The organism is Flavobacterium sp. CG_9.1 (assembly GCF_015751645.1).
GTDB lineage: Bacteria > Bacteroidota > Bacteroidia > Flavobacteriales > Flavobacteriaceae > Flavobacterium > Flavobacterium xanthum.
This window is the reverse complement of sequence record NZ_JADOVC010000017.1, coordinates 55,917-80,902: the sequence shown is the minus strand read 5'-3', so window position 1 is coordinate 80,902 and position 24,986 is coordinate 55,917. Positions and strand designations below refer to the sequence as shown.

At 33.4% G+C, this 24,986-nt stretch carries 17 protein-coding genes; 10 read left to right on the top strand and 7 right to left on the bottom strand.

Annotated elements, in window-relative coordinates; all coding sequences use genetic code 11:
- Nucleotides 1-23: 23 nt before the first annotated feature.
- The 5 genes from IWX83_RS10620 to tsaD form a co-directional block, all read right to left on the bottom strand.
- Entirely contained in the window at nucleotides 24-971 is a 948-nt protein-coding gene (locus tag IWX83_RS10620; protein ID WP_073353111.1) for a zinc metalloprotease, read from the bottom strand.
- Nucleotides 972-1,225: 254 nt separating this feature from the next.
- Nucleotides 1,226-2,170 (bottom strand): zinc metalloprotease, encoded by a 945-nt coding sequence (locus IWX83_RS10615; RefSeq protein ID WP_196829585.1) that lies wholly within the window; start codon nucleotides 2,168-2,170, stop codon nucleotides 1,226-1,228.
- A gap of 537 nt (nucleotides 2,171-2,707) precedes the next feature.
- The gene (locus IWX83_RS10610; protein ID WP_196829583.1) at nucleotides 2,708-3,346 is read right to left on the bottom strand and encodes a DUF4159 domain-containing protein; all 639 of its coding nucleotides are present in this window, start codon (nucleotides 3,344-3,346) and stop codon (nucleotides 2,708-2,710) included.
- Between the two features lie 12 nt (nucleotides 3,347-3,358).
- A complete protein-coding gene (locus tag IWX83_RS10605) occupies nucleotides 3,359-4,066 on the bottom strand; it encodes a 16S rRNA (uracil(1498)-N(3))-methyltransferase (protein ID WP_196829581.1) in 708 nt (235 codons plus the stop codon).
- A gap of 2 nt (nucleotides 4,067-4,068) precedes the next feature.
- On the bottom strand, nucleotides 4,069-5,091 hold the full coding sequence (gene tsaD / locus IWX83_RS10600) for a tRNA (adenosine(37)-N6)-threonylcarbamoyltransferase complex transferase subunit TsaD (RefSeq protein WP_073353107.1): 1,023 nt from the start codon (nucleotides 5,089-5,091) through the stop codon (nucleotides 4,069-4,071).
- Nucleotides 5,092-5,290: 199 nt separating this feature from the next.
- Between tsaD and IWX83_RS10595 the strand changes: the two genes are divergently transcribed.
- From IWX83_RS10595 to IWX83_RS10570, 6 genes are all read left to right on the top strand, one after another.
- Nucleotides 5,291-9,724: a translocation/assembly module TamB domain-containing protein gene (locus IWX83_RS10595; RefSeq protein ID WP_196829579.1), complete on the top strand. Its 4,434-nt coding sequence runs from the start codon at nucleotides 5,291-5,293 to the stop codon at nucleotides 9,722-9,724.
- A gap of 570 nt (nucleotides 9,725-10,294) precedes the next feature.
- Complete coding sequence (locus tag IWX83_RS10590; protein ID WP_196829577.1) at nucleotides 10,295-11,575, top strand: FAD/NAD(P)-binding oxidoreductase; 1,281 nt, start codon at nucleotides 10,295-10,297, stop codon at nucleotides 11,573-11,575.
- Nucleotides 11,576-11,857: 282 nt separating this feature from the next.
- Complete coding sequence (locus IWX83_RS10585; RefSeq protein ID WP_196829575.1) at nucleotides 11,858-13,273, top strand: rhodanese-like domain-containing protein; 1,416 nt, start codon at nucleotides 11,858-11,860, stop codon at nucleotides 13,271-13,273.
- 500 nt (nucleotides 13,274-13,773) lie between these two features.
- Nucleotides 13,774-14,760 (top strand): 6-phosphofructokinase, encoded by a 987-nt coding sequence (gene pfkA / locus IWX83_RS10580; protein WP_073353103.1) that lies wholly within the window; start codon nucleotides 13,774-13,776, stop codon nucleotides 14,758-14,760.
- A gap of 74 nt (nucleotides 14,761-14,834) precedes the next feature.
- Complete coding sequence (gene gap, locus IWX83_RS10575) at nucleotides 14,835-15,839, top strand: type I glyceraldehyde-3-phosphate dehydrogenase (protein ID WP_073353102.1); 1,005 nt, start codon at nucleotides 14,835-14,837, stop codon at nucleotides 15,837-15,839.
- Nucleotides 15,840-15,971: 132 nt separating this feature from the next.
- A complete protein-coding gene (locus IWX83_RS10570; RefSeq protein ID WP_073353101.1) occupies nucleotides 15,972-16,823 on the top strand; it encodes an N-acetylglucosamine kinase in 852 nt (283 codons plus the stop codon).
- Between the two features lie 131 nt (nucleotides 16,824-16,954).
- Here IWX83_RS10570 and IWX83_RS10565 read toward each other — a convergent pair whose 3' ends face one another.
- Both IWX83_RS10565 and IWX83_RS10560 read right to left on the bottom strand, forming a co-directional pair.
- Nucleotides 16,955-17,335 (bottom strand): RidA family protein, encoded by a 381-nt coding sequence (locus IWX83_RS10565; RefSeq protein WP_073353100.1) that lies wholly within the window; start codon nucleotides 17,333-17,335, stop codon nucleotides 16,955-16,957.
- A gap of 56 nt (nucleotides 17,336-17,391) precedes the next feature.
- Nucleotides 17,392-20,142 carry a putative LPS assembly protein LptD gene (locus IWX83_RS10560; protein WP_196829573.1) on the bottom strand — a complete coding sequence of 917 codons (2,751 nt, stop codon included), beginning with the start codon at nucleotides 20,140-20,142 and terminating at the stop codon, nucleotides 17,392-17,394.
- Between the two features lie 83 nt (nucleotides 20,143-20,225).
- Here IWX83_RS10560 and IWX83_RS10555 point away from each other — a divergent pair, with 83 nt between their 5' ends.
- The 4 genes from IWX83_RS10555 to IWX83_RS10540 are packed head-to-tail and all read left to right on the top strand — an operon-like array spanning nucleotide 20,226 to nucleotide 24,930.
- Complete coding sequence (locus IWX83_RS10555; RefSeq protein WP_073353098.1) at nucleotides 20,226-21,392, top strand: N-acetylmuramoyl-L-alanine amidase; 1,167 nt, start codon at nucleotides 20,226-20,228, stop codon at nucleotides 21,390-21,392.
- 51 nt (nucleotides 21,393-21,443) lie between these two features.
- Nucleotides 21,444-22,574: an N-acetylmuramoyl-L-alanine amidase gene (locus IWX83_RS10550; protein ID WP_231379936.1), complete on the top strand. Its 1,131-nt coding sequence runs from the start codon at nucleotides 21,444-21,446 to the stop codon at nucleotides 22,572-22,574.
- Nucleotides 22,575-22,624: 50 nt separating this feature from the next.
- Nucleotides 22,625-23,590: an MlaD family protein gene (locus IWX83_RS10545; RefSeq protein ID WP_196829571.1), complete on the top strand. Its 966-nt coding sequence runs from the start codon at nucleotides 22,625-22,627 to the stop codon at nucleotides 23,588-23,590.
- Between the two features lie 5 nt (nucleotides 23,591-23,595).
- The gene (locus IWX83_RS10540; protein ID WP_073353095.1) at nucleotides 23,596-24,930 is read left to right on the top strand and encodes a (Fe-S)-binding protein; all 1,335 of its coding nucleotides are present in this window, start codon (nucleotides 23,596-23,598) and stop codon (nucleotides 24,928-24,930) included.
- Nucleotides 24,931-24,986: the final 56 nt, after the last annotated feature.

Sequence of the window (24,986 nt, the reverse complement as noted above, 5' to 3'; positions counted from 1 at the left end):
TGAATTCTTAAAAAACTAAAAAACTACAATCTGAAACTTGCTCTTGATCCACCAGAAACAAAAACGGCAGCCATTCTTGATTTTTGTCCATTAGAGAACATATACATTCCTCTATCGTCAGTATAATCCATGTAGTTCATTGTCATTTCTACTGGATTACCAGAACAAGTACTGTAGCTTGGATAAGCTGGAACTCCAGAGTTTGCTGCGTTGTGAGTAGGTGTATCAGAAACTAAATCACTACCACAAGTTGCATCACCCCAAATATGACGTAAGTTCATCCAGTGTCCAACCTCATGAGTTGCTGTTCTTCCTAAGTTGAAAGGGTAAACGGCTGTGCCAGTATTTCCTAAATATTTTGAATCAATTACAACACCATCAGTAGAAGATGATCCACCAGGAAATTGAGCATAACCTAAGATTCCACCACCAATAGTACAAGCCCAAAGGTTCATCCTAGTAGTTGGAGTAGTTGGAGCAATTCCGCCTTGAGAAGCAATTTTCATAGCGTCGTTAGTGCCCCAAGAAGTTTTTGTAGTAGCTTTTCTATAAACAGCTTCTAGTACAAAAGAGATTCCTACGTTCGCTTTTACACCTGAAAATAAAGAAGGAACTTGATTAAAATCCGAATTTGCTGCGTTAAAATCTTGATTTAAAACATCAATCTGGGATTGAATTTGTGCTAAGGAAATATTTTCAGCAGTAGTTCTGTAAAGAACATTCACTACAACTGGAATTTGAATTTTTCCATTTACTAAACGACCTGTCAACATTGCTTTTTGTGTGAATGCTTCAATTTCATTCATTCTTAACGCTAAAGATGGATCCGCCTTCATTTGTGCTGCTAGGACTTCTTGAGATGCGCAACCACGTTTTGCAATAGCATCTGCTGATGGAGCAATTTCTGTTGTGTCATTTTGACAAGAGAAAAGCATCAATAATGCTACAGCAGATAAGAGAATTTTTTTCATAATAAATTTGATATAAATTAATAGATTTGGTTAATTATTTAAAAGTAAATTTAGAAAATTTGTTACAATTGTAACTTTGGGATGCTAATTGTAAATACAACAGCTCAGCAAATAAATAACTGCTGAACGGCTACTGAATTAAGATTTACATAATTTGAGATGCTTTATAATTAGGTAAAAACGAAAGGAAATTATTTATCAATAAAAAGAGGTGACTATTGCTGCCACCTCTTTTTGTAATGTATGAAAGAAAATTATATTCCGAAACCAGCTCTTGCGCCACCTGAAACAAAAATTGCAGCCATCCTTGATTTTTGACCGTTAGTAAACATATACATCCCTCTATCGTCAGTGTAATCCATATAGTTCATTGTCATCTCTACTGGAGTACCTGTACAAGTACTGTAGTGAGGGTAAGCCGGAACACCATAGTTAGCGGTATCGTGTGTTGGAGTGTCAGAAACTAAATCGCTTCCGCAGTTTGCATCACCCCAAATGTGACGTAAATTCATCCAGTGACCCACCTCGTGCGTAGCTGTTCTTCCTAAGTTATAAACCCCAGAAACTGTACCAGTACGGCCAAATGCATTATTATCCATAACTACTCCATCTGTTGCAGATGATCCTCCAGGAAATTGAGCATAACCAAGAATACCACCTCCCAAATTACAAGACCACATGTTTAATACTGTAGTAGGTGTAGTAGGTGCAATTCCTTTGCTAGCGCTTTTCATCGCATCATTTGTTGAGAAAGAAGTTGTTCTTGTTGATTTTCTTACGACGTTTTGTAGTACAAATGTAATTCCAACATTGGCAGCAACACCAGAGAATAAGGCTGGAGTAGCGCTAAAATCAGAATTTGTAGCATTAAAATCTTCGTTTAAAACGTCTATTTGAGATTGAATTTGAGCTAAAGATATATTTTCTGCGGCTGTTCTGTACAACACGTTTACTACAACTGGAATTTCTACATTACCGTTTACTAAACGTCCAGATAGCATTGCTTTTTCAGTAAAAGCTTCGATTTTGCTCATTCTTAAAGCTAAGGTTGGATCTGCTTTCATTTGTGCTGCAAGAACTTCTTGTGATGCACAACCACGTTTTGCTACAGCGCTGGTTTCTGGAGCTGTTTCTGTAGTGTCGTTTTGACAAGAGAAAAGCATTACTAATGCTGCTGCAGATAAAAGAATTTTTTTCATACTAAATTTGTTATAAATTAATAGATTTGGTTAATTATTTCACAATTCTATAACAATTATTTCACAAAAAAAATTAATGGTTGTTTTATTTTAAAAATAATTTCTAATCCTTTCATTTTACGGGTTTCCGTAATATTTAATATTTTTGTTTCAAAGTATTTTCTGATAGTTCATTTTCATTTTAATGTAAACAAACTTCTGTTTTTTAGTTTTTTATGGAAGTAATTATACTTTTTTTTGTGAAATTATTTTAAAAAATACTAATTTTCACAACAGATAAAAACAGGAATGTTTAGTTAATTCAGCATTTTGTTAGACAAGTTTAGTCGTAGGGCTTGCATATGATGGGATTTTGGTACTTGATTTGTCTACTAATTCTTTGATTTTAAGTACAGCAAAAGATATTTTATTCTTAAATTAATGTTAAAATAAAAGCCTTAAAAGTTAATCTAAATGGGAGGGGAGTTTTACTTTTAAAAGCAGAAAAGCAAGCGCTGCAATCGAAATGAAGAATAGGGTAGCGAATAAAAAAAACGGCTAATTAGTAAAGAGATAATTAATAATATTGGCACCCATTTTTAAAGCTTTTTCACGAATATCTTTTGGATCATTATTTACTTCAGGATCTTCCCAGCCATCTCCTAAGTCACATTCATAAGTGTAAAGTAAAACGAGTTTTTCTTTGATAAAAATACCAAAAGCCTGTGGTCGTTTGCCATCGTGCTCATGTATTTTTGGCAATCCATTTGGAAATGAATAGGGTTTCTGAAAAATTACATGATTAGCAGGAATTTCTACTAAGTTGTTGTTTGGGAATATTTTTTTTATCTCTTTTTTAATATATTGATCCATTCCGTAATTATCATCAATATGTAGAAATCCACCCGCTAGCAAATAATTTTTTAGGTTACTTGTATCTGCATCGCTAAAAACAACATTTCCATGACCCGTCATGTGAACATAAGGATACGAAAATAAATCAGGGCTGCTAGGTTCGACAGTGGCCGGCTTTAATTTTATGCGGGTGTTAATATTGGTATTACAATATTTTATCAAGTTGGGGAGTGATGATGGGTTGGCGTACCAATCACCACCACCACTGTATTTCACTAAAGCAATTTCTTGTGAAAAAGCGGGTATGGACAAGAGTACCAAAAGATAAAATATTTTTTTCATGTAGTATATCCGTTATTCTTCGTTGATAAAGACTACGCTATGACAGGCAACGATGGCCGCCGTTTCTGTTCGTAATCTTGTATTGCCTAATGAAACAGGAATAAAGTCATTATTAAGCGCCATTGCGATTTCTTTTTCTGAAAAATCGCCTTCAGGACCTATTAGCATAGTTAGCTCTTGATTGGGTTTTAAAACTGATTTTAGAGTTCTTTTATCTGTTTCCTCGCAGTGAGCAATCATTTTTAAACCTTCTTGTTTAAGATTAATAAATTCCTTGAAAGTCACGGCATTATTTAATTTTGGAAGGTACACTTCATTGGATTGCTTCATTGCTGCCAAAAGGATTTTATCAAATCTTTCAATATTGATAACTTTTCGTTCGGAATGATCACAAATGATAGGGGTAATTTCATGTATACCAATTTCAGTGGCTTTTTCTAAAAACCATTCAAATCGATCATTCATTTTAGTGGGAGCAACCGCTAAATGCAATCTAAATTTTGATGGAGGTGCTTTTTCAAATGAAATAATTTTAACCGTGCATTTACTGTCTGAGGCTAAGGTGATTTCAGTTGTAAATAAAAAACCTAAACCATTGGTAACATGCAGTATGTCAGTATCTTTTTTGCGCAGTACTTTGATGATGTGTTTGCTTTCTTCTTTATCAAAAGAAAAAATTTCAGTAGCTTCAGTAATAGTAGGACTGTAAAATAATTGCATAATTATAGTTGTATTCTTGCTTTAGAAACCACAGCTGAAGTTTCAAATGTTTGAGTTAAAAATTTTTGATAACCTACAATTCCAATCATTGCAGCATTGTCAGTGGTGTATTCAAATTTAGGAACAAAGGTTTTCCAGCCGTATTTGTTCTCGGCCTCTTTTAAAGTTTTTCGGATTCCTGAGTTGGCAGAAACTCCCCCGCCAATAGCGATTTGAGTTATTCCTGTTTCTTTCACGGCCAACTTTAATTTGTCCATCAAAATTTCAATAATCGTATGTTGAATAGAGGCGCAAATATCATCTCGGTTTTCTACAATGAAATTTGGATTTTCTGCTTTTTTCTTCTGTATAAAATATAAAATAGCGGTCTTTAAACCGGAAAAACTAAAGTCTAATCCAGAAACTTTAGGTTTTGTAAACACGAAAGCTTTTGGATTTCCTTCTTGTGCGTATTTATCAATTAAAGGACCTCCGGGATAGGGCAGACCTAAAATTTTGGCACTTTTATCAAACGCTTCACCTACGGCGTCATCAGTTGTTTCGCCTATAACAGTCATGTCAAAAAAGTGATCTACTTTAATAATTTGAGTATGTCCGCCGCTAATGGTCAAGGCTAGAAAGGGAAAGTCAGGTTTTTGATAGCCTTCTTCCTCTATGAAATGAGCTAAAACATGGGCTTGCATGTGGTTAACTGCAATCAACGGAATTTGCAGTGCTAACGCCATTGATTTGGCAAAAGAACTGCCAACTAAAAGTGATCCCATTAGCCCAGGACCTTGCGTGAAAGCAATTGCTGATAACTGTTCTTTTTGTATATTTGCTTTGCGGAGTGCTGCAGCAACTACGGGAACAATATTTTGTTGATGTGCACGGGAGGCTAATTCAGGAACTACGCCGCCATATTGAGTATGGATGAGTTGATTAGCCACAACATTTGACAGTACTTTGTCGTTGTGTAAAACGGCAGCGGCAGTATCATCACAGGAACTTTCGATGGCAAGAATAAAAACCTCGGAATTTTGCATAAAAAGGCACAAATTTTGAATTACATTTGACGGGTCAATGATAGAAAAAATATTTTTTTAAAGTACAAAATTAAAGAATTTTTATCAAAGGGCCCCGTTTCTAAAGGCAAAATACAGTAGTGAAAAATTTAAATAGTAAATAGGTATCAAAAAAGTTATAAAAATAGTACTTCGTTCCCTGCTTGGGCTAATCCTACTTTTGCTAGTTCTTGCTATCGCACTCACTTTGCCAGCTGTTCAAACTAGAATTGCACATTATTTTACGAACAGTATTAATAAAGATTTTGGGACAAATATTGCTATTGATGGGGTTGCAATTTCTGTTTTTGGAGGAATAAAATTCAAAAAAGTATTGATTCGCGATCATCGTAAAGACACTTTAATTTATTCTGAAAGAATACAAACTACTATTTTGGAAGGAAAAAAATTATTGGATGGTGATTTAATTTTTGACGGATTGGATTTACATGGGTTAATTTTTAACTTAAAAACGTATAAAAACGAAAAAAAATCAAACCTTGATAAATTCATTAAAGCATTCGAAACTGGAAAACCGTCCAGCAGAAAATTTTTGCTTAAAGCGAACAAACTTCAAATCTTTTCTGGACATTTTATGCTGACTGATGAAAATCGGGAGATTCCAAAAGAGTTAGATTTTACAAAGCTGAATGCTTCTGTAACGGATTTTAAAATATTTGGTCCTGATGTTACAACCGATATAAACAAGATGTCATTTCTAGATTTTAGAGGTTTGTATGTTAAAAATTTAAAATCAAAATTCACTTATTCGAAAAAAAATATAAAGCTCGAAAAGTTAGACTTATTAACGAAAGAATCCACCTTAGTAGGAACGGTTTTATTGAATTATAAAATAGAAGATTTTTCTAATTTTACAGATAAAGTTCTTTTTGATATCAAATTGAATTCGGCTTCTATAGCTTCGAACGATATTCGTTATTTTTATAAAGAAATTGGTATAAACCAACATTTTTACGTTAAAGCAAGTATTAAAGGGACACTTAACGATTTGAAATTTAAAGATCTGGAATTAGTAGATGATCGAAAGACCCAAATAATTGGAGATATTAATTTTAAAAATCTTTTTGCTAAAAAGGGGCAAAAATTCTTCATGTATGCCAAATTTGATAAATTAACTTCTAGTTACGAGGATTTGATTGTAATTCTGCCTAATATTTTGGGTAATAAATTACCGACTTCCTTAAAAAAACTAGGAAGATTTTCCGCTTCAGGATCTTCCAATGTTTCCACTACCGCAGTCGAAGCAGATTTTTCTATGAGCACTGCATTAGGGAAAGTAACTTCAAAATTAGCCATTCAAAATATCAACGTAATTGATAAAGCTTCTTATTTAGGAAATGTAATTTTAGAAAATTTTGACATTGGAACTTTATTGGATCAAAAAGAAGTTGGTCGGGTAAGCTTAAATATTGATGTAGACGGAAAGGGTTTTAAACAAAAATATTTAAAAACTGCTATCAAAGGGGATATTAGTCAAATTGAGTACAATACTTATAATTATACTAATATCGTGGTGAATGGAACACTAGAAAGTCCAAATTATAAAGGTCAAATAGAGATTAATGATCCCAATTTAACTATGACATTTGATGGTTTATTGGATTTAAGCAAAAAAGACAGTCGCTATGATTTTCATATTATTGTTGAAAATGCAGATTTGAACAAACTAAAATTAATAAAAGACTCGGTTTCCGTATTTAGAGGTGATGTTGTGGTTCAGGCTTCAGGAAATAACATCGAGAATTTTCAAGGAAATGTTTATATCAACAAAACCTCTTATCAAAATGCGAAGGACACCTATAATTTTGATGATTTTGCGATAAATTCTGTTTTTGATCAAAATAGAATACGAACGATAACTGTCAATTCTCCAGATATTGTGCAAGGAGAAATTGTGGGTAAATATGAATTCAATCAACTGGAAAATTTAGTAAAAAATTCTTTAGGAAGTCTTTATACTAATTTTAAGCCAAGCAAGGTTAAAAAAGGACAGTTCCTTAAATTTAATTTTTCCATCTATAATAAAATAATCGAAATATTTTATCCTGAAATTTCAATAGGAGCTAACACCATTGTTAAAGGAAATATCAACTCAGATAATCAGGAATTTAAACTCAACTTTGATTCGCCCCAAATTAAAGCATCAAATACGACATTTGACAATATTAAAGTTTCAGTTGACAACAAAAATCCTCTTTATAATTCGTTTATTGAGCTCGATAGCATCAAAACAAAATATTATAAAATACGAGATTTTAGTTTGATAAATGTTACGATGAAGGATACATTATTCTTTCGTTCCGAATTTAAAGGCGGTCCAAATGCAGAAGACTATTACAATCTGAATTTATACCATACGATAAATAAGGATAATAACAATGTTGTGGGCATTAGCAAATCAGAAATTAAATTCAAGGACTATTTGTGGTTTTTAAATGAGAATGAAACTCCAGATAATCAAATTGTTTTTGATAAGTCATTTAAAAATTTTAATATCGATAATATAATTCTATCCCATGAAGATCAGTCGATTTCATTAGCGGGGGTTTTTAAGGATACAACCATAAAGGACTTGAAATTGAGTTTTAAAGATGTCAATTTAAACCAGATTACGCCTACGAATAATAAGTTTGTTTTGCAGGGAAATATTAATGGAGAAGTTGATTTCAAACAGAATAACGATGTTTATCAACCTACGGCTTCGATAGTGATTGATAATTTAGATGTAAATAAAACCCCTTTAGGAACTTTAAATTTTGATATAGAAGGAGATGAAAATCTGAAAAAGTTTACTATCAATTCCAATTTAGAAAATGAAAATATTGAAGCATTTAATGCCAATGGGAGTTTTGAAATCGTAAATAAAGAGACAATCCTTGATTTAAAATTAAAATTCGAAAAATTTAATATTGCCACATTAAACTCGCTCGGTGGAGAAGTATTGTCTAATATTAGAGGTTCCATTTCAGGTAATTCTACCATAGAAGGCAATCTCAAAAAACCGAACATCAATGGTCGCCTTTTCTTAGATAATGCAGGTATAACCATTCCCTATTTGAATGTAGATTATGGATTAGGTGATAATACAATTATAGACTTAACAGATGAGCGATTCTTATTTAGAAATAATACCTTGACCGATACTAAATATGGAACTAAAGGTAGCTTAAATGGAAATATTGAGCACAATAATTTTACAGATTGGAAATTAGATTTAACAATTAATTCCAAACGATTATTAGCCTTAGACACAAAAGATAGTGAAGATGCAGCCTATTATGGAACCGCCTTTATAGATGGTACTGCTACGATTAAAGGACCTACGAATTCTTTATTTATAAAAGTAGAGGCTAAATCAGAGAAAGGCACAGCTATAAAAATTCCCATTAACAATGCGGAGAGTGTAAGTGATAATATCTTTATCCATTTTGTAACAGCTAAAGAAAAATACAATTTACAGAATGGCATTGTTGATAACACCAGGAACTACAACGGACTCGAACTTGAATTTGATTTTGATATTACCCCAGATGCAGAAGTAGAAGTGATTCTGGATCGCAATACCGGTCACGGAATGAAAGGGAAAGGATTTGGGTCGTTATTATTTAAAATCAATACATTAGGAAAATTCAACATGTGGGGAGATTTTCAGGCTTATGAGGGAACCTATAACTTTAAATACGGAGGACTTATTGATAAGAAATTCGAAGTAAAAAAGGGAGGGTCAATCACTTGGGAAGGTAATCCCATGAAAGCGCAGTTAAACCTAGAGGCCATTTATAAAACATCAGCAAATCCAGCAGTTTTATTAGATAATGCATCCTTCAATACCAAAGTTCCAGTGGAAGTTGTCATAGGAGTTCGTGGAGATTTAACCAGTCCGGAGCCCGATTTTAACATCGAATTTCCAACAGTGAGTAATGTATTAAAATCAGAGATTCAATACAAACTAAACGATAAAGATGTTAGACAAACACAAGCTTTGTATTTGCTATCTTCGGGTGGTTTCTTAAGCCCCGAAGGAGTTAACCAATCTGATTTTTCTGGTAGTTTATTTGAGACTGCCTCAAGTATTTTAGGCGGAATCATACAATCCGATGACGAAAAGTTTAAGGTTGGGTTAAATTTTATTGGTGCAGATCGAAGAATTGGAAAAGAAACTGATGGAAGGTTCGTTGCCACAATTTCTTCTAAAATTAATGATAGAGTGACTATTAATGGTAAACTGGGAGTTCCTTTTGGAGGAATAAATGAGTCTGCAATTGTAGGTGATGTGGAAGTTCTATTTCGAGTTAATGAAGACGGAACGCTAAATCTAAGACTTTTTAATAAAGAAAATGATATTAATTATGTTGGTCAAGGGATTGGATATACGCAAGGTTTAGGGGTTTCTTATGAGGTAGATTTTGATACTTTCAAAGAATTTGTAAATAAGATTTTTAAGAATCTAAAATTTGATAAAGTAACAACTCCTGCGTCCGAAGATCAAGATTCCAACTTATCTCCAGACTACATTAATTTTACAAAATCTAAGAAAACCTCTACTACAAAAATTAAAAAAAATCAAGAAGGCTTAATTCCTGAAGAAAATTAAGCTTCAAAAGTAGCTTCTGGCTCGATTTAAAACAATGTCCTTTCATTCATAACTACTTTTAATATCCTATAAAAGAATTAGTAGGGATACCAAATGGAGTGGAAAAGTGCGCATACAACAAATTAATTTTCCTATACCTGGCTTTGACCCACTATTATTACCTTTTAGTGAGGATTTGAGGCCATTAGTGGTTGGTATTTTTTACTATTTAAACTATTTGGTTTGGACTTCCAGACCTTTAGGTTGTAGGTAGATCTTTAATTGTCAGTACGGCGAAAATCAAACTACTCTTTTTTAAACTGTTGCTTTTGTCAATTGATAATTCCACTAGATTATTTGGGACTTTACAATTATTTGAATTTATAGAAGAAGCCATATAAAAAAACGATGGTGATAGTTGTCTCATTAGCAACGTTAAATTTATGTGCTCGCATTTTGGGTAGGTTTACTGCTAGTTTTTAATGCGTAAAGTACGGTTTGGAATAAATCTGGTTTGTGATAAAAGTCACAAGGGGTTAGTTTTAAAAAAATTAATATTGGTAATTATAAAATTCTAAAAACTAAGAACTTATGTCTAATCATTTTCAAATACTCATAATTGGTGGGGGAAATGCGGGAATATCCGTTGCCTCTCAATTACTGCACAAAAGAAGTAATTTAACTATTGGAATTGTTGATCCTTCGGAAAAACATTATTATCAGCCGGCGTGGACTTTAGTAGGAGCCGGTATTTTTGATATTAAAAAAACAGTTCGCAATGAAAAAGAGGTTATTCCTAAAAACACGACTTGGATCAAAGAGGCAGTTGCTACATTTGATCCCACAGGAAATAAAGTTATTTGCAACTCTGGAAAAGAAATTACCTATGAGTATCTGATTGTTTGTCCAGGAATTCAGTTGGATTGGTATAAAATAAAAGGATTGAAAGAAACGCTAGGGAAGAATAATGTAAGCAGTAATTACGATTTTAATTCGGCTCCATACACTTGGGAAATGATAAAAAATTTTAAAGGGGGTATGGCCGTTTTTACGAATCCATCAACACCTATAAAATGTGGTGGCGCTCCACATAAAATCATGTATTTGGCGGTAGATTATTGGCGTAAAAAAGGTATTTTAGAGCAATGCGATGTTCATTATATTTCGGGATCAAATGCTATTTTTGGAGTTCCTGAATACAAAGCTACATTAGAAAAAGTTTTGGAAAAGGGTAATATCAAAGTACATTATAACGCCAATACAGTTGCTATTAAAGGGCAGAGCAAAACAATTGAATTTGAAACTACGGCCACACCAATTGCTATTAAACAATCACTATCAAAATCAGATGCTGCTTGTTATAGCATCAATGAAACAACCGACGCTAATGTGAATACGAGTACTACTGTTACGTTAAACTTTGATTTGTGTCACGTGGTACCCCCGCAATCAGCACCGGATTTTATCAAAAATAGCCCCTTACGTGATGCATCAAATCCTCTAGGGTATGTTGAGATTGATAAAAACACGATGCAACATATTCGGTTTTCAAATGTTTTTGCCCTAGGTGATTGTACCAATGCACCCTGCAGTAAAACTGGAGCGGCAATCCGTAAACAAGCGCCCGTTGTCGTTACAAATTTATTAGAAGTAATGGATAAAAAGATTCCAACGGCTCATTATGATGGCTATAGTGCTTGTCCTATTCCTACCCAATACGGAAAGTTAATGTTAGCAGAATTTGATTATTCTAACAAACCCCAGATGACATTTCCTTTCGATCAGGCCAAACCAAGATGGACGATGTGGATCCTGAAAACCAAAATTCTGCCGTGGTTGTATTGGAATAAAATTCTCAAAGGAACTGCTTAATATTTAATATGCTATTGTCCGATTTTAAATATTTGATTATGGTCTACTAGCCAAAAGTCTGCTTTATTAAACTTTTTCAACACGTATAAAAACCATTCTAACAGGATGGTTTTTTTATGTTTCATCCTCATTAATTTTTCTATGTGACATTTGTCACATACTGTATTTACTCATAAAATAGTTATTTTTCCATGATAATTATCACACAAGTTGGAATAGGTTGCACCTAATTTTGCTTTGTTAAAATTCGAAAAAATAGTATTTATTTAAAAACTCTTTATTATGAAAATAGAACAAATTTACACAGGATGTATTGCTCATGCAGCTTATTATATTGAAAACAATGGTGAGGCAGCAATTTTTGATCCCTTACGCGAGGTTCAACCTTACATTGACAGAGCGTTTAAGGATAATGCTAAAATAAAATACGTTTTTTTAACTCATTTCCATGCTGATTTCGTCTCTGGACATTTGGATTTAGCTAGTAAAACGAATGCTAAAATTGTTTACGGTCCAACAGCCAAGCCTGCCTATGAAATTATTTCAGCTACTGATGGACAGGTGTTTGAAGTCGGAAATTATAAAGTTAAAGTTATTCATACCCCGGGACATACCATGGAAAGCACGACCTACTTGCTCATTGACGAAAATGGAAGAGAACATGGCATTATCACTGGAGATACTTTGTTCATTGGGGATGTTGGGCGACCGGATTTAGCGCAACATGTTATTGCAGAGTTAACGCAAGATAAATTAGCGCGTCATCTGTTCCATTCGTTGAGAGAAAAAATAATGCCTTTGTCAGATGACTTAATTGTATATCCAAATCATGGTGCGGGTTCAGCATGTGGTAAAATGATGAGCAAGGAAACCACCGATACTTTAGGAAACCAAAAGAAAACCAATTATGCTTTGAATCCAAAAATGAGCGAAGATGAATTTGTTACGGCTGTTTTGACGGGTTTAACTGCTCCTCCTGCCTATTTTCCTGCCAATGTTTTAATGAATATTAAAGGATATGAAAGTTTAGACGCTGTGATGAAGAAAGCAAAAACACCGTTAAATCCAATTGAATTTGAGGCTGCTGCAAATGAAACAAGAGCATTAATTCTAGATACAAGAACTGCCGAGGAATTTGCGAAAGGTTTTATTCCAAACAGTATTAATATTGGTTTAGATGGAAATTTTGCAATGTGGGTTGGCGAAATGATTTCTGATATAAAACAAGAAATTTTATTGGTTACCACTTTGGGAAACGAAGAGGAAAGTATGGTACGATTATCTCGTATAGGGTATGACCATACCATTGGTTACTTGGAAGGGGGATTTGCTTCGTGGAAGAACAAAGGTTTTGAAACCGATACTATTGATCGAATTACTACTGAAGAACTCGAAAAAAGTATCAATTTTGCGGAAACTCCGATTTTTGATGTAAGGAAAAAAAGTGAATTTTTATCAGAACATTTAATAGGGGCAACTAATGTTCCGCTAAACGAAATAAACAGTCATCTTGCTGAATTTCCAAAAGACAAGAAATTTATTTTGCATTGTGCAGGAGGGTATCGCAGTATGATTGCTGCATCTATTTTAAAACAGCGGGGTTGGGATAATTTTGTTGATGTTGTTGGCGGGTTTGAAGCAATCAAAAATACTAATCTCCCAAAGACAGATTATGTGTGTCCAACTACCTTATTATAAAAATATAGCCTATCTATTTTTATCCAAACGCTACCTATAAAGTAGCGTTTTTTTTGCTGTTAATTTTTGTTCCGCCAGTGTATTCAATATGCTAAATAATACCAGCTCTTAAGGAAATTTTTTTAAAATTAATTGTGATGATTGTCTTTTTCTCCCAATTTTAGAATGCTCAATAACGCATAGTATAGTGCTATTATCGAAAAGTACTTCTTACACTATTTAAATTTTTTTTGGCATTGAAACATGAAATTATTCCTAAATTCTGAATCATAAATAATGTGGGGGACTGACTTTTTTTTAATTAAAAAACAGGCGAATTGTTAATTGTTAAATAAAAGTTGGCTATTTTTCATTTTTGTTAAATAAAATTCAATTTATTTAGGAAATACAAAAACTTATTAACGAAAACGTTTGAATTTAGAATAGTTTCCTAATTTATTAAAAACGCGGCCTTGAAAGTGGGTAATGTTTGCTAATTTTACACTTTAATACTTTAAATAATGCCAAAAACAATAAAAAAAGTTGGCGTTCTAACTTCGGGAGGTGACTCACCAGGTATGAATGCAGCTATTCGGTCAGTTGTTCGAACTTGTGCTTATCATCATATAGAATGTATCGGAATTTATAGAGGGTATCAAGGAATGATTGAAGGTGACTTCAAGGAAATGGGACCTCGAAGTGTAAATAACATTGTAAATAAAGGGGGGACGATTTTAAAATCAGCTCGATCTTTAGAATTTAAAACTCCAGAAGGCAGAAAAAAAGCACACGAAAATCTACTTAAATCAGGAATTGATGCTTTAGTGGTAATTGGTGGTGACGGAACTTTTACCGGAGGTTTGCTATTCAATACCGAATTTAATTTTCCAGTAATGGGGATTCCAGGTACAATTGACAATGATATTTTTGGAACAAGTCACACCTTAGGATATGATACTGCTTTGAATACCGTTGTGGATGTAATTGATAAAATTAGAGACACTGCAAGTTCTCATAATCGCCTTTTCTTTGTTGAGGTTATGGGTAGAGATGCGGGTCATATTGCTTTGAATGCAGGAATTGGTGCTGGTGCCGAAGAAATTCTTATACCCGAAGAAGACTTAGGTTTAGACCGATTATTAGAATCTTTACAAAAAAGTAAGGCATCAGGAAAATCGTCCAGTATAGTTGTTATCGCCGAAGGAGATAAAATTGGTAAAAATGTATTTGAATTAAAAGATTACGTAGAAGCCAACTTACCCGAATATGATGTTAGAGTTTCTGTATTAGGACACATGCAACGTGGCGGATCACCTTCTTGTTTCGACAGAGTTCTAGCGAGTAGATTAGGAGTGAAAGCGGTAGAATCCTTGTTAGAGGGGAAATCTAATTATATGGTTGGCTTGCAAAATGATAAAGTTTCATTGACCCCTTTAGAACAAGCAATTAAAGGAAAAACAATGATTGATAGAGAATTATTGAGAGTTTCAGACATTATGTCTACATAAGTGGTTAAAGTTTATTGTGAGGAAATTAGACTTTAGGTTGAGTTAATAGAAATAAACAAAAAAATTAAAGTAAAATGTCAAAAGTAAAATTAGGAATAAACGGATTTGGAAGAATTGGAAGAATTGTATTCAGAGAGTCTTACAATAGAGATAATGTAGAGGTAGTTGCAATTAATGATTTATTAGATGTTGATCATTTAGCTTACTTATTAAAATATGATTCAGTACACGGTCGTTTTAATGGAACCGTTGAAGTTAAAGAAGGAAAATTATACGTAAACGGAAAAAATATCCGCATTACTGCTGAAAGAAATCCTGCCGATTTGAAATGGAATGAAGTTGATGTTGATGTAGTTGCTGAATGTACTGGTTTTTTTACCACAATTGAAACAGCAAATGAGCACATCAAAGGTGGTGCTAAAAAAGTAATTATTTCTGCACCTTCAGCTGATGCTCCTATGTTTGTAATGGGTGTAAACCATGAAACTGCTAAAGCTTCTGACGTAATCGTTTCTAATGCTTCTTGTACTACTAACTGTTTAGCTCCTTTGGCTAAAGTTATTAATGATAATTTTGGAATTGTGGAAGCGTTGATGACTACCGTTCACGCTACTACCTCTACTCAAATGACAACGGACGGTCCTTCAAAAAAAGACTGGAGAGGTGGACGTGCTGCTTCAGTAAACATTATTCCTTCTTCAACTGGTGCGGCAAAAGCAGTAGGAAAAGTGATTCCTGAATTAAATGGAAAACTAACGGGTATGGCTTTCCGCGTTCCTACAACAGATGTTTCTGCAGTAGATTTAACTGTAAAAGTGGCTAAAGAGACATCTTACGAAGAAATCATGGCGGTATTAAAAACTGCTTCTGAAACTACAATGAAAGGGATTCTAGGCTATACTGAAGATTTAGTAGTTTCTCAAGATTTTGTATCGGATCCTAGAACTTCAATTGTAGATGTACATGCCGGAATTGGGTTGAACTCTACTTTCTTCAAAATCATATCTTGGTATGATAACGAATATGGTTATTCTAGCAAATTGATTGATTTATCTGTGCACATTGCAGGTTTAAAATAATTCTTTATATTTACAAATCCCGTTAAATTAAGTTTGACGGGATTTTATTTTTTGTTACTTTTTTGAAGAAGCGTTTTCAGTTAAACTCATTTTTTAAATTAGATAGCTCCAAAACCAAAAAACCAAAAAAAAATGAGATTAATAGTTGATAGTGGTTCTACAAAAGCCGATTGGATTGCAATAGATGATGAGGGTAAAATATTGTTTACTACACAAACTTTAGGCTTGAATCCTGAAGTGCTTGAAGCAAATGAGATCATAGACCGTCTAAATGATCGTTTTGATATTTTGCAGAATAAGAAAAACGCAAGCCATCTGTTCTTTTATGGAGCAGGTTGTGGTACTGAAAAAATGAAAATTACTCTTTCTCAGGTTTTTCAAACTTATTTTTCTAATGCCATTATCGATGTTAAGGAAGATACGTATGCTGCTGTTTATGCAACTACCCCAAAAGGCGAAAAAGCGATTGTTTCCATTTTAGGAACAGGATCTAACTGTAGCTATTTTGATGGGAAAGAATTGCATCAAAAAGTACAATCCTTGGGTTATATTGCCATGGATGATTGCAGTGGAAACGTTTTTGGTAAAGAATTAATTAGAAAATATTATTTCAATAAAATGCCAAAAGAACTGGCAGTCGAATTTGAAAAAGAATACGATTTAGATCCAGACGCTATAAAAAGCAAATTGTACAAAGAGCCGAATCCAAATGCTTACTTGGCGACTTTTGCCAAGTTTTTAATTCAACATAAAGAAACAGAGTTTTGTAGAAAAATTATCTTCAAAGGCATGAAATCTTTTGTCAAAAATTATATTAAACAATATGATAATTGCAAAGAGGTTCCGGTGCATTTTGTTGGTTCTATTGCCTTTTACTTGAAAGAAGAACTACAAGAAACATTTGATAAATACGAATTGCAATTAGGCAATGTCCTAAGAAGACCAATCGATGGATTGATTGCTTATCATATTAAGAACAAGTAATTTTTTAAAAGTTGCTTTAAACTCAAAATCACTACTAGTTTACTCGATTCAAGTAAAATAGTAGTGATTTTTTTATTTCAATGTAGCATAGTTATCTCAAAGCTGAAAATACTACTAGGCTATTTAATTGATTAAAGAATCGCAATCATTGAAATTTCTACATTCACATTTTTTGGCAGACAGGCCACTTGAACTGTTTCGCGTGCTGGAGCTGTTTTTTCATCAAAATAAGAGCCATAGACTGTATTTATTTTTGCAAAATCATTCATATCCATTATAAAGATGGTTGTTTTGACCACGTTCTCAAATGTCATTCCGGCAGCTTCTAAAACTGCTTTCATATTTTGCATTACTTGTTCTGTCTCGATTTCAATAGTAGTAGTAACTAATTCTCCTGTTGTAGGATTGATCGCAATTTGTCCAGAGGTATAAAGGGTGTCTCCCTTAAGAACTGCTTGGTTGTAAGGACCGATGGGTGCCGGTGCTTTTTCTGTAAAAATTATCTTTTTCATAAAAGGCATATCGTTATAATTTCTAATTTTATAGTTCGTACTTGTTTTGAAACGCTTTATCTGTTGATGACGCTTCGTTTGTCCCATTTGATGTCGCTAAGCACACCAGATTTTATTCCAATGAAGAATCCCCAGTTAGCATTGGTACCAAAAGGTGACCAGTTAAAATCCATTCTCCAGCTTAACAAATCTCTCTCAAATCGCAGTTGTGTGAAAGTAACTCCATTTTGTACAAAATCATAGCCCGTAGAGACACCAGCTTTCCATTTAGGAGTGATGTCTGCATTAGCAGATATCATAATAGAATTCCCAATTATTTTGTTTTCCCGGTTGTTGTTTCCGTAGGTCAAGGAATAGGCAAAGGTCATATCCCACGGTAATTTAGAGTTAAAGAATTCTGAAATTTTATCTTCCACTTCACTGTTTTCTTCTTCATCAAACTGGCTTCTTCGGCTGTCTCCTAAGTCTGTATTTGTTCCAAATAAATCATCTTCACGACCACCATTTCGTTGACTTAATGAGTTCTTGTCCTTTTTTATTTTGTCTTTCCCGGTACTAGCGATTGAATAGTTAAGCGTCATATTAGAACTCGTCATCCTAAAAAGACTTCCTCCATTGTCTATATTGAATACATTAATTCGTTTGCCAGAATTGTCAATGGCGTAAGGGTCTAATGTCGCACCAAAATTGACATTCATTTTATTGTCCAGTAATGTGGTACCGCCACTAACTCTTACTGGTGAAAAAGCGAGGGAGGTTACGCCATCAGCATCCAGATTGTAACTTGTGGAAAGATTTAAATTATTTAGCAACATGATTTTTTTTGGTTCAACTTTAGTACTGTCTCGGTCAGTAACTTTTGCTTCAAAAGTGTTGCTTAAATCAAAGCCTAAAGTATTGGCGTTATTTAAACCTGGAGCCCCGTAAATTCCATTTTCAAATCGGGAATACTGCTGTATCATGGTACCGCTGGCATCAGAAGCATAGGTGTCATAATATTTCTCAAAACTAGGAGTATATCCGTAGGAAGCAGAAGGTCTCATGACATGTCGTATTGATTTAATTTTCTTGTCTTTACCAAAATTAAATGTTCCATAAATAGTAGTTCCCACACTAGAGGAGAAGGAATACGTTCTGAAAGCGTCAAATCCATTGATTGTTTTATCAACTACTTTGCTTTGGTCCGTATCATAGCTTCTTTCAATTGTTTTGGTATACCATATTTCCTCATAATTTACAGCCGTTGATGCGCTGAAATATTTAAACAACTTGAAATTGGTGCTTAAGGGAATACTATGTTGAAAACCAATTTTTGCATCTCGGAACATTTGTGGTTTAAAGAATAAAGAATCGGTGGTAACAATGCTGTTTCTTCCGTTCAAATTGTATTGTAAATTGATGTTTTTGATAAAACCTTTTCGCACTCCATCTTTTCCTACAAATGGATAAATTCGATCCACACTCAATTGCAGTGTTGGCAATGTCATGTTGATTTCTTCGGTTTGCGTATTTTGGGAGTGGGTTGCAGTCAAAGACATTCGTACTTGAGGTACCGTAGTAAAAGTTTTAGAATAGGATACGGAGGAACTTAAGGTATTATTTAAGTTTGAACCAATATTGACCTGATTAATGGATTGCTGGAAGTATTTGCTACTCCCTAAATTCACAGAAGCTGAAAAACTTGAATTAGGATTCGATTTGGAATCTCTGGAATGGGACCACTGGATATTATAAATATTTTGTTTCAAATAATCGGGATAGCCTCTTTCACTGGTGATTAAATTTTCGAATCGAATATTTAAATTACCCACAAAATTGTATCTTTTGGCGTAAGAAGATTCAAACCGCAAGCCATAACTTCCATTGGTATAATAATCACCTAAAACGGTTAAGTCATAATTATCGCTTAAAGCAAAATAATAACCTAAGTTTTGGAGTGAAAATCCCCTGTTGTTAGAATCATTATAACTGGGTAAAATGAGTCCTGAAATACTGGTTTCTTTACTCATTGGAAAAAAAGCAAACGGTAAAGCTATAGGTGTAGGAACGTTTGCGATAACCATGTTCGTTAATCCGGTAACAACCTTTTTACCAGGAATAAACTTTACTTTATTTGTTTGAAAATAATATTCCGGATTGTCCACATCTTTTGAAGTGGTGAATCGGGCTCCTTTTAAAAAATAAACGGAATCATTTTCTTTTTTGGTGACGGCAGCTTTTATTTTGAATTCTCCTTGTTCGGATCTTGAATTCCAGATTAATGCTTTTTTTGTTTTAAAATTAAAACGAATAGAATCGGGTTCAATAACGTTAGCGCCTTGCTTAAAATTTGGAAATTGGGTAAATGTACCGGTAGAATCTTTTATGCGGCCAGCATATACTTCATTTTTCTCATAATCCATGACAATGATACCGGACTTTAACTCAATATCCTGATAGTATAATTCTGCTTGGTCATAAAGCGTAATGGTTTTTTTCTTCTGGTCAATTTTAGCATACTTATCTGCTTTGTACTTTACCTTGCCATCCAAAAAAGCTTTTTTAGGTTTAATACTGTCAATTTTTATTGTATCACTTTGCTTTTGAACTACTAAAACGGGAGTTTTAATACTATCAACAATTGGTTTTGCGCTATCTGCCTGTTTGTTAGCGGGTATAACAGTCTTTTTTTTTGATATATCTTGAGAATATAACTTACCAGAACCTATTGACAGGAAAATTGATAATAAAACGATATTAAATAAGTTTGTATGCAAAGGTTTAAATGCTATTTTTGTAAAAGTATGGCCTGTTTTTTGACATGTCAAACTTACATATTATTTTTTGTCAAAAATAGTCAAATAAATAAATTTATAGTGGTAGTCTTTTAATTAAATTAACTTATAGCTTTATGCACAGTACAAGTAAAATTAGAATAATTGTAACTTTTATTTTGATACTAATTTCGTTGGGAGGTTACAGTCAATCTAACACTTTTAAAGTAACTTTAGATGCTGGTCACGGCGCACATGATTTTGGGGCTGTGTATGAAGGTCGTATAGAAAAAAATATTGCTTTGGCAGTCGTTTTAAAAGTGGGTAAAATATTGGAGGCAACACCTCAAATGCAAGTCAATTATACCAGGAAAACGGATGTTTTTATAGATTTAATTGAAAGAGCCAATATTGCCAATCGATTTAATGCAAACATATTTGTTTCTATTCATTGTAACGCGAATAGAAATACTGCGGCTGATGGAACAGAAACTTATGTAATGGGTTTGAGTAAGGTAGCATCCAATTTAGAAGCGGCCAAAAAAGAGAACTCCGTTATTACCTTAGAAAAAGATTACAAGCAAAAATATGAAGGATTTGATCCAAATTCTCCTGAGACCATGATTGGAATGACGCTAATGCAGGAAGAATATTTAGATAATAGTATTTCCTTAGCGAGCAAGGTGGAAGATGCTTTTGGTGAATTAGGAAAAAAAATAAGAGGTGGTGGAGTGAAACAAGCGCCTTTTATGGTGCTGCATAAAGCCTACATGCCCAGAGTTTTGATTGAAATGGGTTTTATTTCAAATTCTATAGAAGGGAATATCTTGAATTCTGAGGAAGGTCAAAATGAAATTGCCAAGGCTATCGCTGAAGCAGTCGTGAGCTATAAAAAAGAATATTATGGGAATGGCGAAGTAGAAATTTTTGAAGAGCGTCCTTCCCAAAAAATTAACGAGAAACCGATACGAGATACTGTTACTCCCGCAAAAGCAAAAATGACGGCACAACCTTCTGGATCCGTTTCATCCAATAAATCAGTTGACAATTCCAAAGCAGTTTTCAAAGTACAACTTTCAGCAAGTAGTAGAAGATTGGATTTAGTTCCTAGAAATTTTAAAGGATTAAAAAATATATCGGTAGCCTATGAAAATAGAGTCTACAAATATATGTTCGGAGAAACTTCTGATTTTGATGAAGCTAAAAAACAGTTACAGGAAGCCAAAGAAAAAGGATATGATTCGGCATTTTTAATTGCATTCAAAAACGGTGAAAAAATTACTGTTCAAGACGCTCTTAAATAAAAACAGCAATTATTCTTTTTTATTAAATTTCCAAAAAAAAACAAGACTACTTTGAATTTATCTAAAGAAATTAAAGCTCTAATTGTAACTCTAATTTTATTTTTCTCTCTCAATCTTTTTTCTCAATCTACTACTAAGTTTGTCGTTATTTTAGACGCAGGTCATGGTGGGAAAGATCCAGGTAATTCCTATCATGGTTTTGTGGAAAAAGAAATCGCCTTAAAAACTGCTTTGAAATTAGAGAAATACCTTGAAAAAGAAAGGGATATTGAAGTCGTTCATACCAGAAAATCAGATGTTTTTATTGAATTAAAGGACAGACCTAAAAAAGCAAACAGTATAGACGCCAATTTATTCGTCTCGATACATTGTAATTCTGTTAAAAATCCAATTCCCTATGGTACTGAAACTTTTGTAATGGGTTTAACTAGAAGTAAAGGAAACCTAGAAATTGCCAAACAAGAAAATTCAGTTATTTTATTGGAAAAGGATTATAAGCGCAGCTACAAAGGATTTGATCCTAAAAATCCAGAAACTTTGATTGGATTAAAAATACTGCAGGAAGATTATCTAGATCGGAGCATACGTTTAGCCTCAAAAATCGAAAGTAATTTTAGAAATAAACTGCATCGAAAATCAAGAGGGATAAAGCAAACTCCTTTATGGGTTTTAGATGCATCTTACATGCCAAGTGTGTTAATTGAACTTGGTTTTTTATCGAATAGTAAAGAAGGGCTTTATTTAAACTCTGATGTAGGGCAAAATAACATGGCCGAGGCAATTGCATCTGCGATCATATCCTATAAAAAAGAATATTTTGGATCACAAGCGGACGGCAATTATGATAAAATTCCATCCAGTAAAGCGGGGGAGAGTACAAAGTCAAAACGAATTGCTGACAATAAAGTATCAAAAGCAACAAATTCAAATGTTGTTTTTAAAGTTCAATTTGCAGCAGGAAATAAAAATATTAAATTGAATCCTTCTAATTTTAAAGGATTAAAAAATGTATCTGTAAGAACCAGAAATGGGTCGTTTTACAAATATGCTTATGGCGATACATCAGATTATGCGGTTGCAAAAAAAGATTTAAAGGAGGTTAAATCCAAAGGGTATACTGCTGCGTATATTATTGCGTTAAGAGACGGAAAAAGTATAAGTGTAGAAGAAGCGCTTAAATAATAACAACAAGTCAAATATTTTATATTAAATTTGTAAAAAATACTTAAATTTTGAAAATCACACGAGAAATTAAAACTGCTATTTTAGTAATTGCTTCTATATTATTATTTATTTGGGGCTACAGTTTTTTGAAAGGCAGAGACCTTTTTATTAATTACAAAACATTTTACGTAGAATATAAAACCGTCGAAGGTCTGGCTACATCAGCACCAGTTACGCTAAACGGTTTAGTTATAGGTAAAGTGAGTAAAATATCAATAATTGAAGGTACCGGTCAATTATTAGTAGAATTGCAATTGAAAACGGATTTTCCAATTTCAAAAACAAGTATCGCTTCCATATATGAGCCTGGATTTATAGGAGGAAAACAAATTGCAATTATTCCAAATTTTAAAGATAAAACCTTAGCTGTTGATGGCCAAAAACTGCAAGCTGGAGTCAAAATGGGACTTACCGATAAAGTAGGAGATCAATTAGCACCGCTTCAGGAAAAATTAGAAAAGTTATTGGGAAGCACGGAAGTATTAATTTCAGGTTTAAATAACGTATTAGATCCAAAAGGGCAACAGGATTTAAAACTTACTTTGGCTGAATTGAGTAAAACTATTGAACAATTCCATAAAGTTTCTATGAGTGTTAATGATTTATTGAACACTAATAAAACTCAAATAAATGGTGTGGTTACCAATTTTAATAAAATATCTGGGAATTTCTCAAAAATTTCAGACTCACTTGATAAAGCTGATTTGGGTAAAACCGTTAAAAATTTGAATGCAACTTTAGCAAGAGTAGATGGTATTGTGACTGGATTAGAGTCCGGTAAAGGTTCTATGGGGAAATTATTGAATGATGATGCGTTCTATCAAAATGTTAAAACTTCCACCAAAGAATTGGAATTGTTATTGCAAGATATAAGACTTTATCCAACACGATATGTCAACATCTCTGTCTTTGGTAAAAAAAATAAACCGTACGTCGGTCCTGAAAATGATTCTATTTCCCTAGAAAAAAAATAGTAAATATGAGCTACTTAGACAACATTTTATTTGCCATACTATTGGTAATTGGTTTCGGATATTTTTTTACAAGCGTCAAAAAAATCAGAAGAAATATTAATCTAGGAACGGACGTAAATCGTTCAGATAATCCAAAAGCACGTTGGACTAACATGGCTATGATTGCTCTGGGTCAATCAAAAATGGTCAAACGTCCTGTTGCAGGAATTCTGCATATTATTGTTTATGTGGGATTTGTGGTTATTAATATAGAGTTGCTAGAAATCATAATCGATGGACTTTTTGGTACGCACCGCGTTTTTGCTTTTATAGGAACTACGTATGATGTACTAATTGCTTCTTTTGAAATTTTGGCATTTTTAGTTTTAGTGGCTGTTTTTGCTTTTTGGAGTCGTAGAAATGCAATCAAACTAAAACGATTTGTAAGTTCAGACTTAAAAGGTTGGCCTAAAAATGATGGAAATTACATCTTGTATTTTGAGGTAGTATTAATGACATTGTTCTTATTAATGAATGCTTCTGATTTGCATTTACAGAATGTACCTGGAGGTTTTTCTCATTTTATAAAAGCGGGTTCGTTTCCTATAAGTCAATTTATTGAACCAATTTTTAATGGAATGTCGAATGAATTAGTCATGCTACTTTCTGAAATATTTTGGTGGTTGCATATTACGGGTATTTTAATTTTTATGAATTACTTGTATTTTTCTAAGCATTTACATATCCTTTTAGCGTTTCCTAACACTTATTTTGCTGATTTAAATCCACAAGGAAAATTTGATAATTTAGAATCCGTTACTAAAGAAGTAAAACTAATGATGGACCCTACCGCAGATCCATTTGCAGCAGCGCCAGTTGATGAAAATGCTGTACCAAGTAAATTTGGCGCTAGTGATATTCAGGATTTAAATTGGGTTCAATTGTTGAATGCGTATACGTGTACAGAATGTGGTCGATGCACCTCTTCCTGTCCCGCCAATATAACAGGGAAAAAATTGTCTCCTCGCAAAATCATGATGGACACAAGAGATAGAATGGAGGAAGTAGGAAGAAATATAGATGCCAATAAGGGTATTTTTATTCCTGATAACAAAACCTTATTAAACGATTATATCACAGCAGAAGAGCTATGGGCATGCACATCATGTAATGCTTGCGTGGAAGAATGTCCCGTAAATATCAGTCCACTTTCAATTATTATGGATATGAGACGCTATCTAGTAATGGAACAAAGCGCAGCTCCAATGCCTGTCAATGCAATGATGACCAATATTGAAAATAATGGAGCACCATGGCAATACAATCAGCAAGATAGATTGAATTGGAAAAACGAAAATTAATTTTGTACTAAGCAGAATTTAACAATACTTACAAATAGGTGTTTTTTGACCGTTTG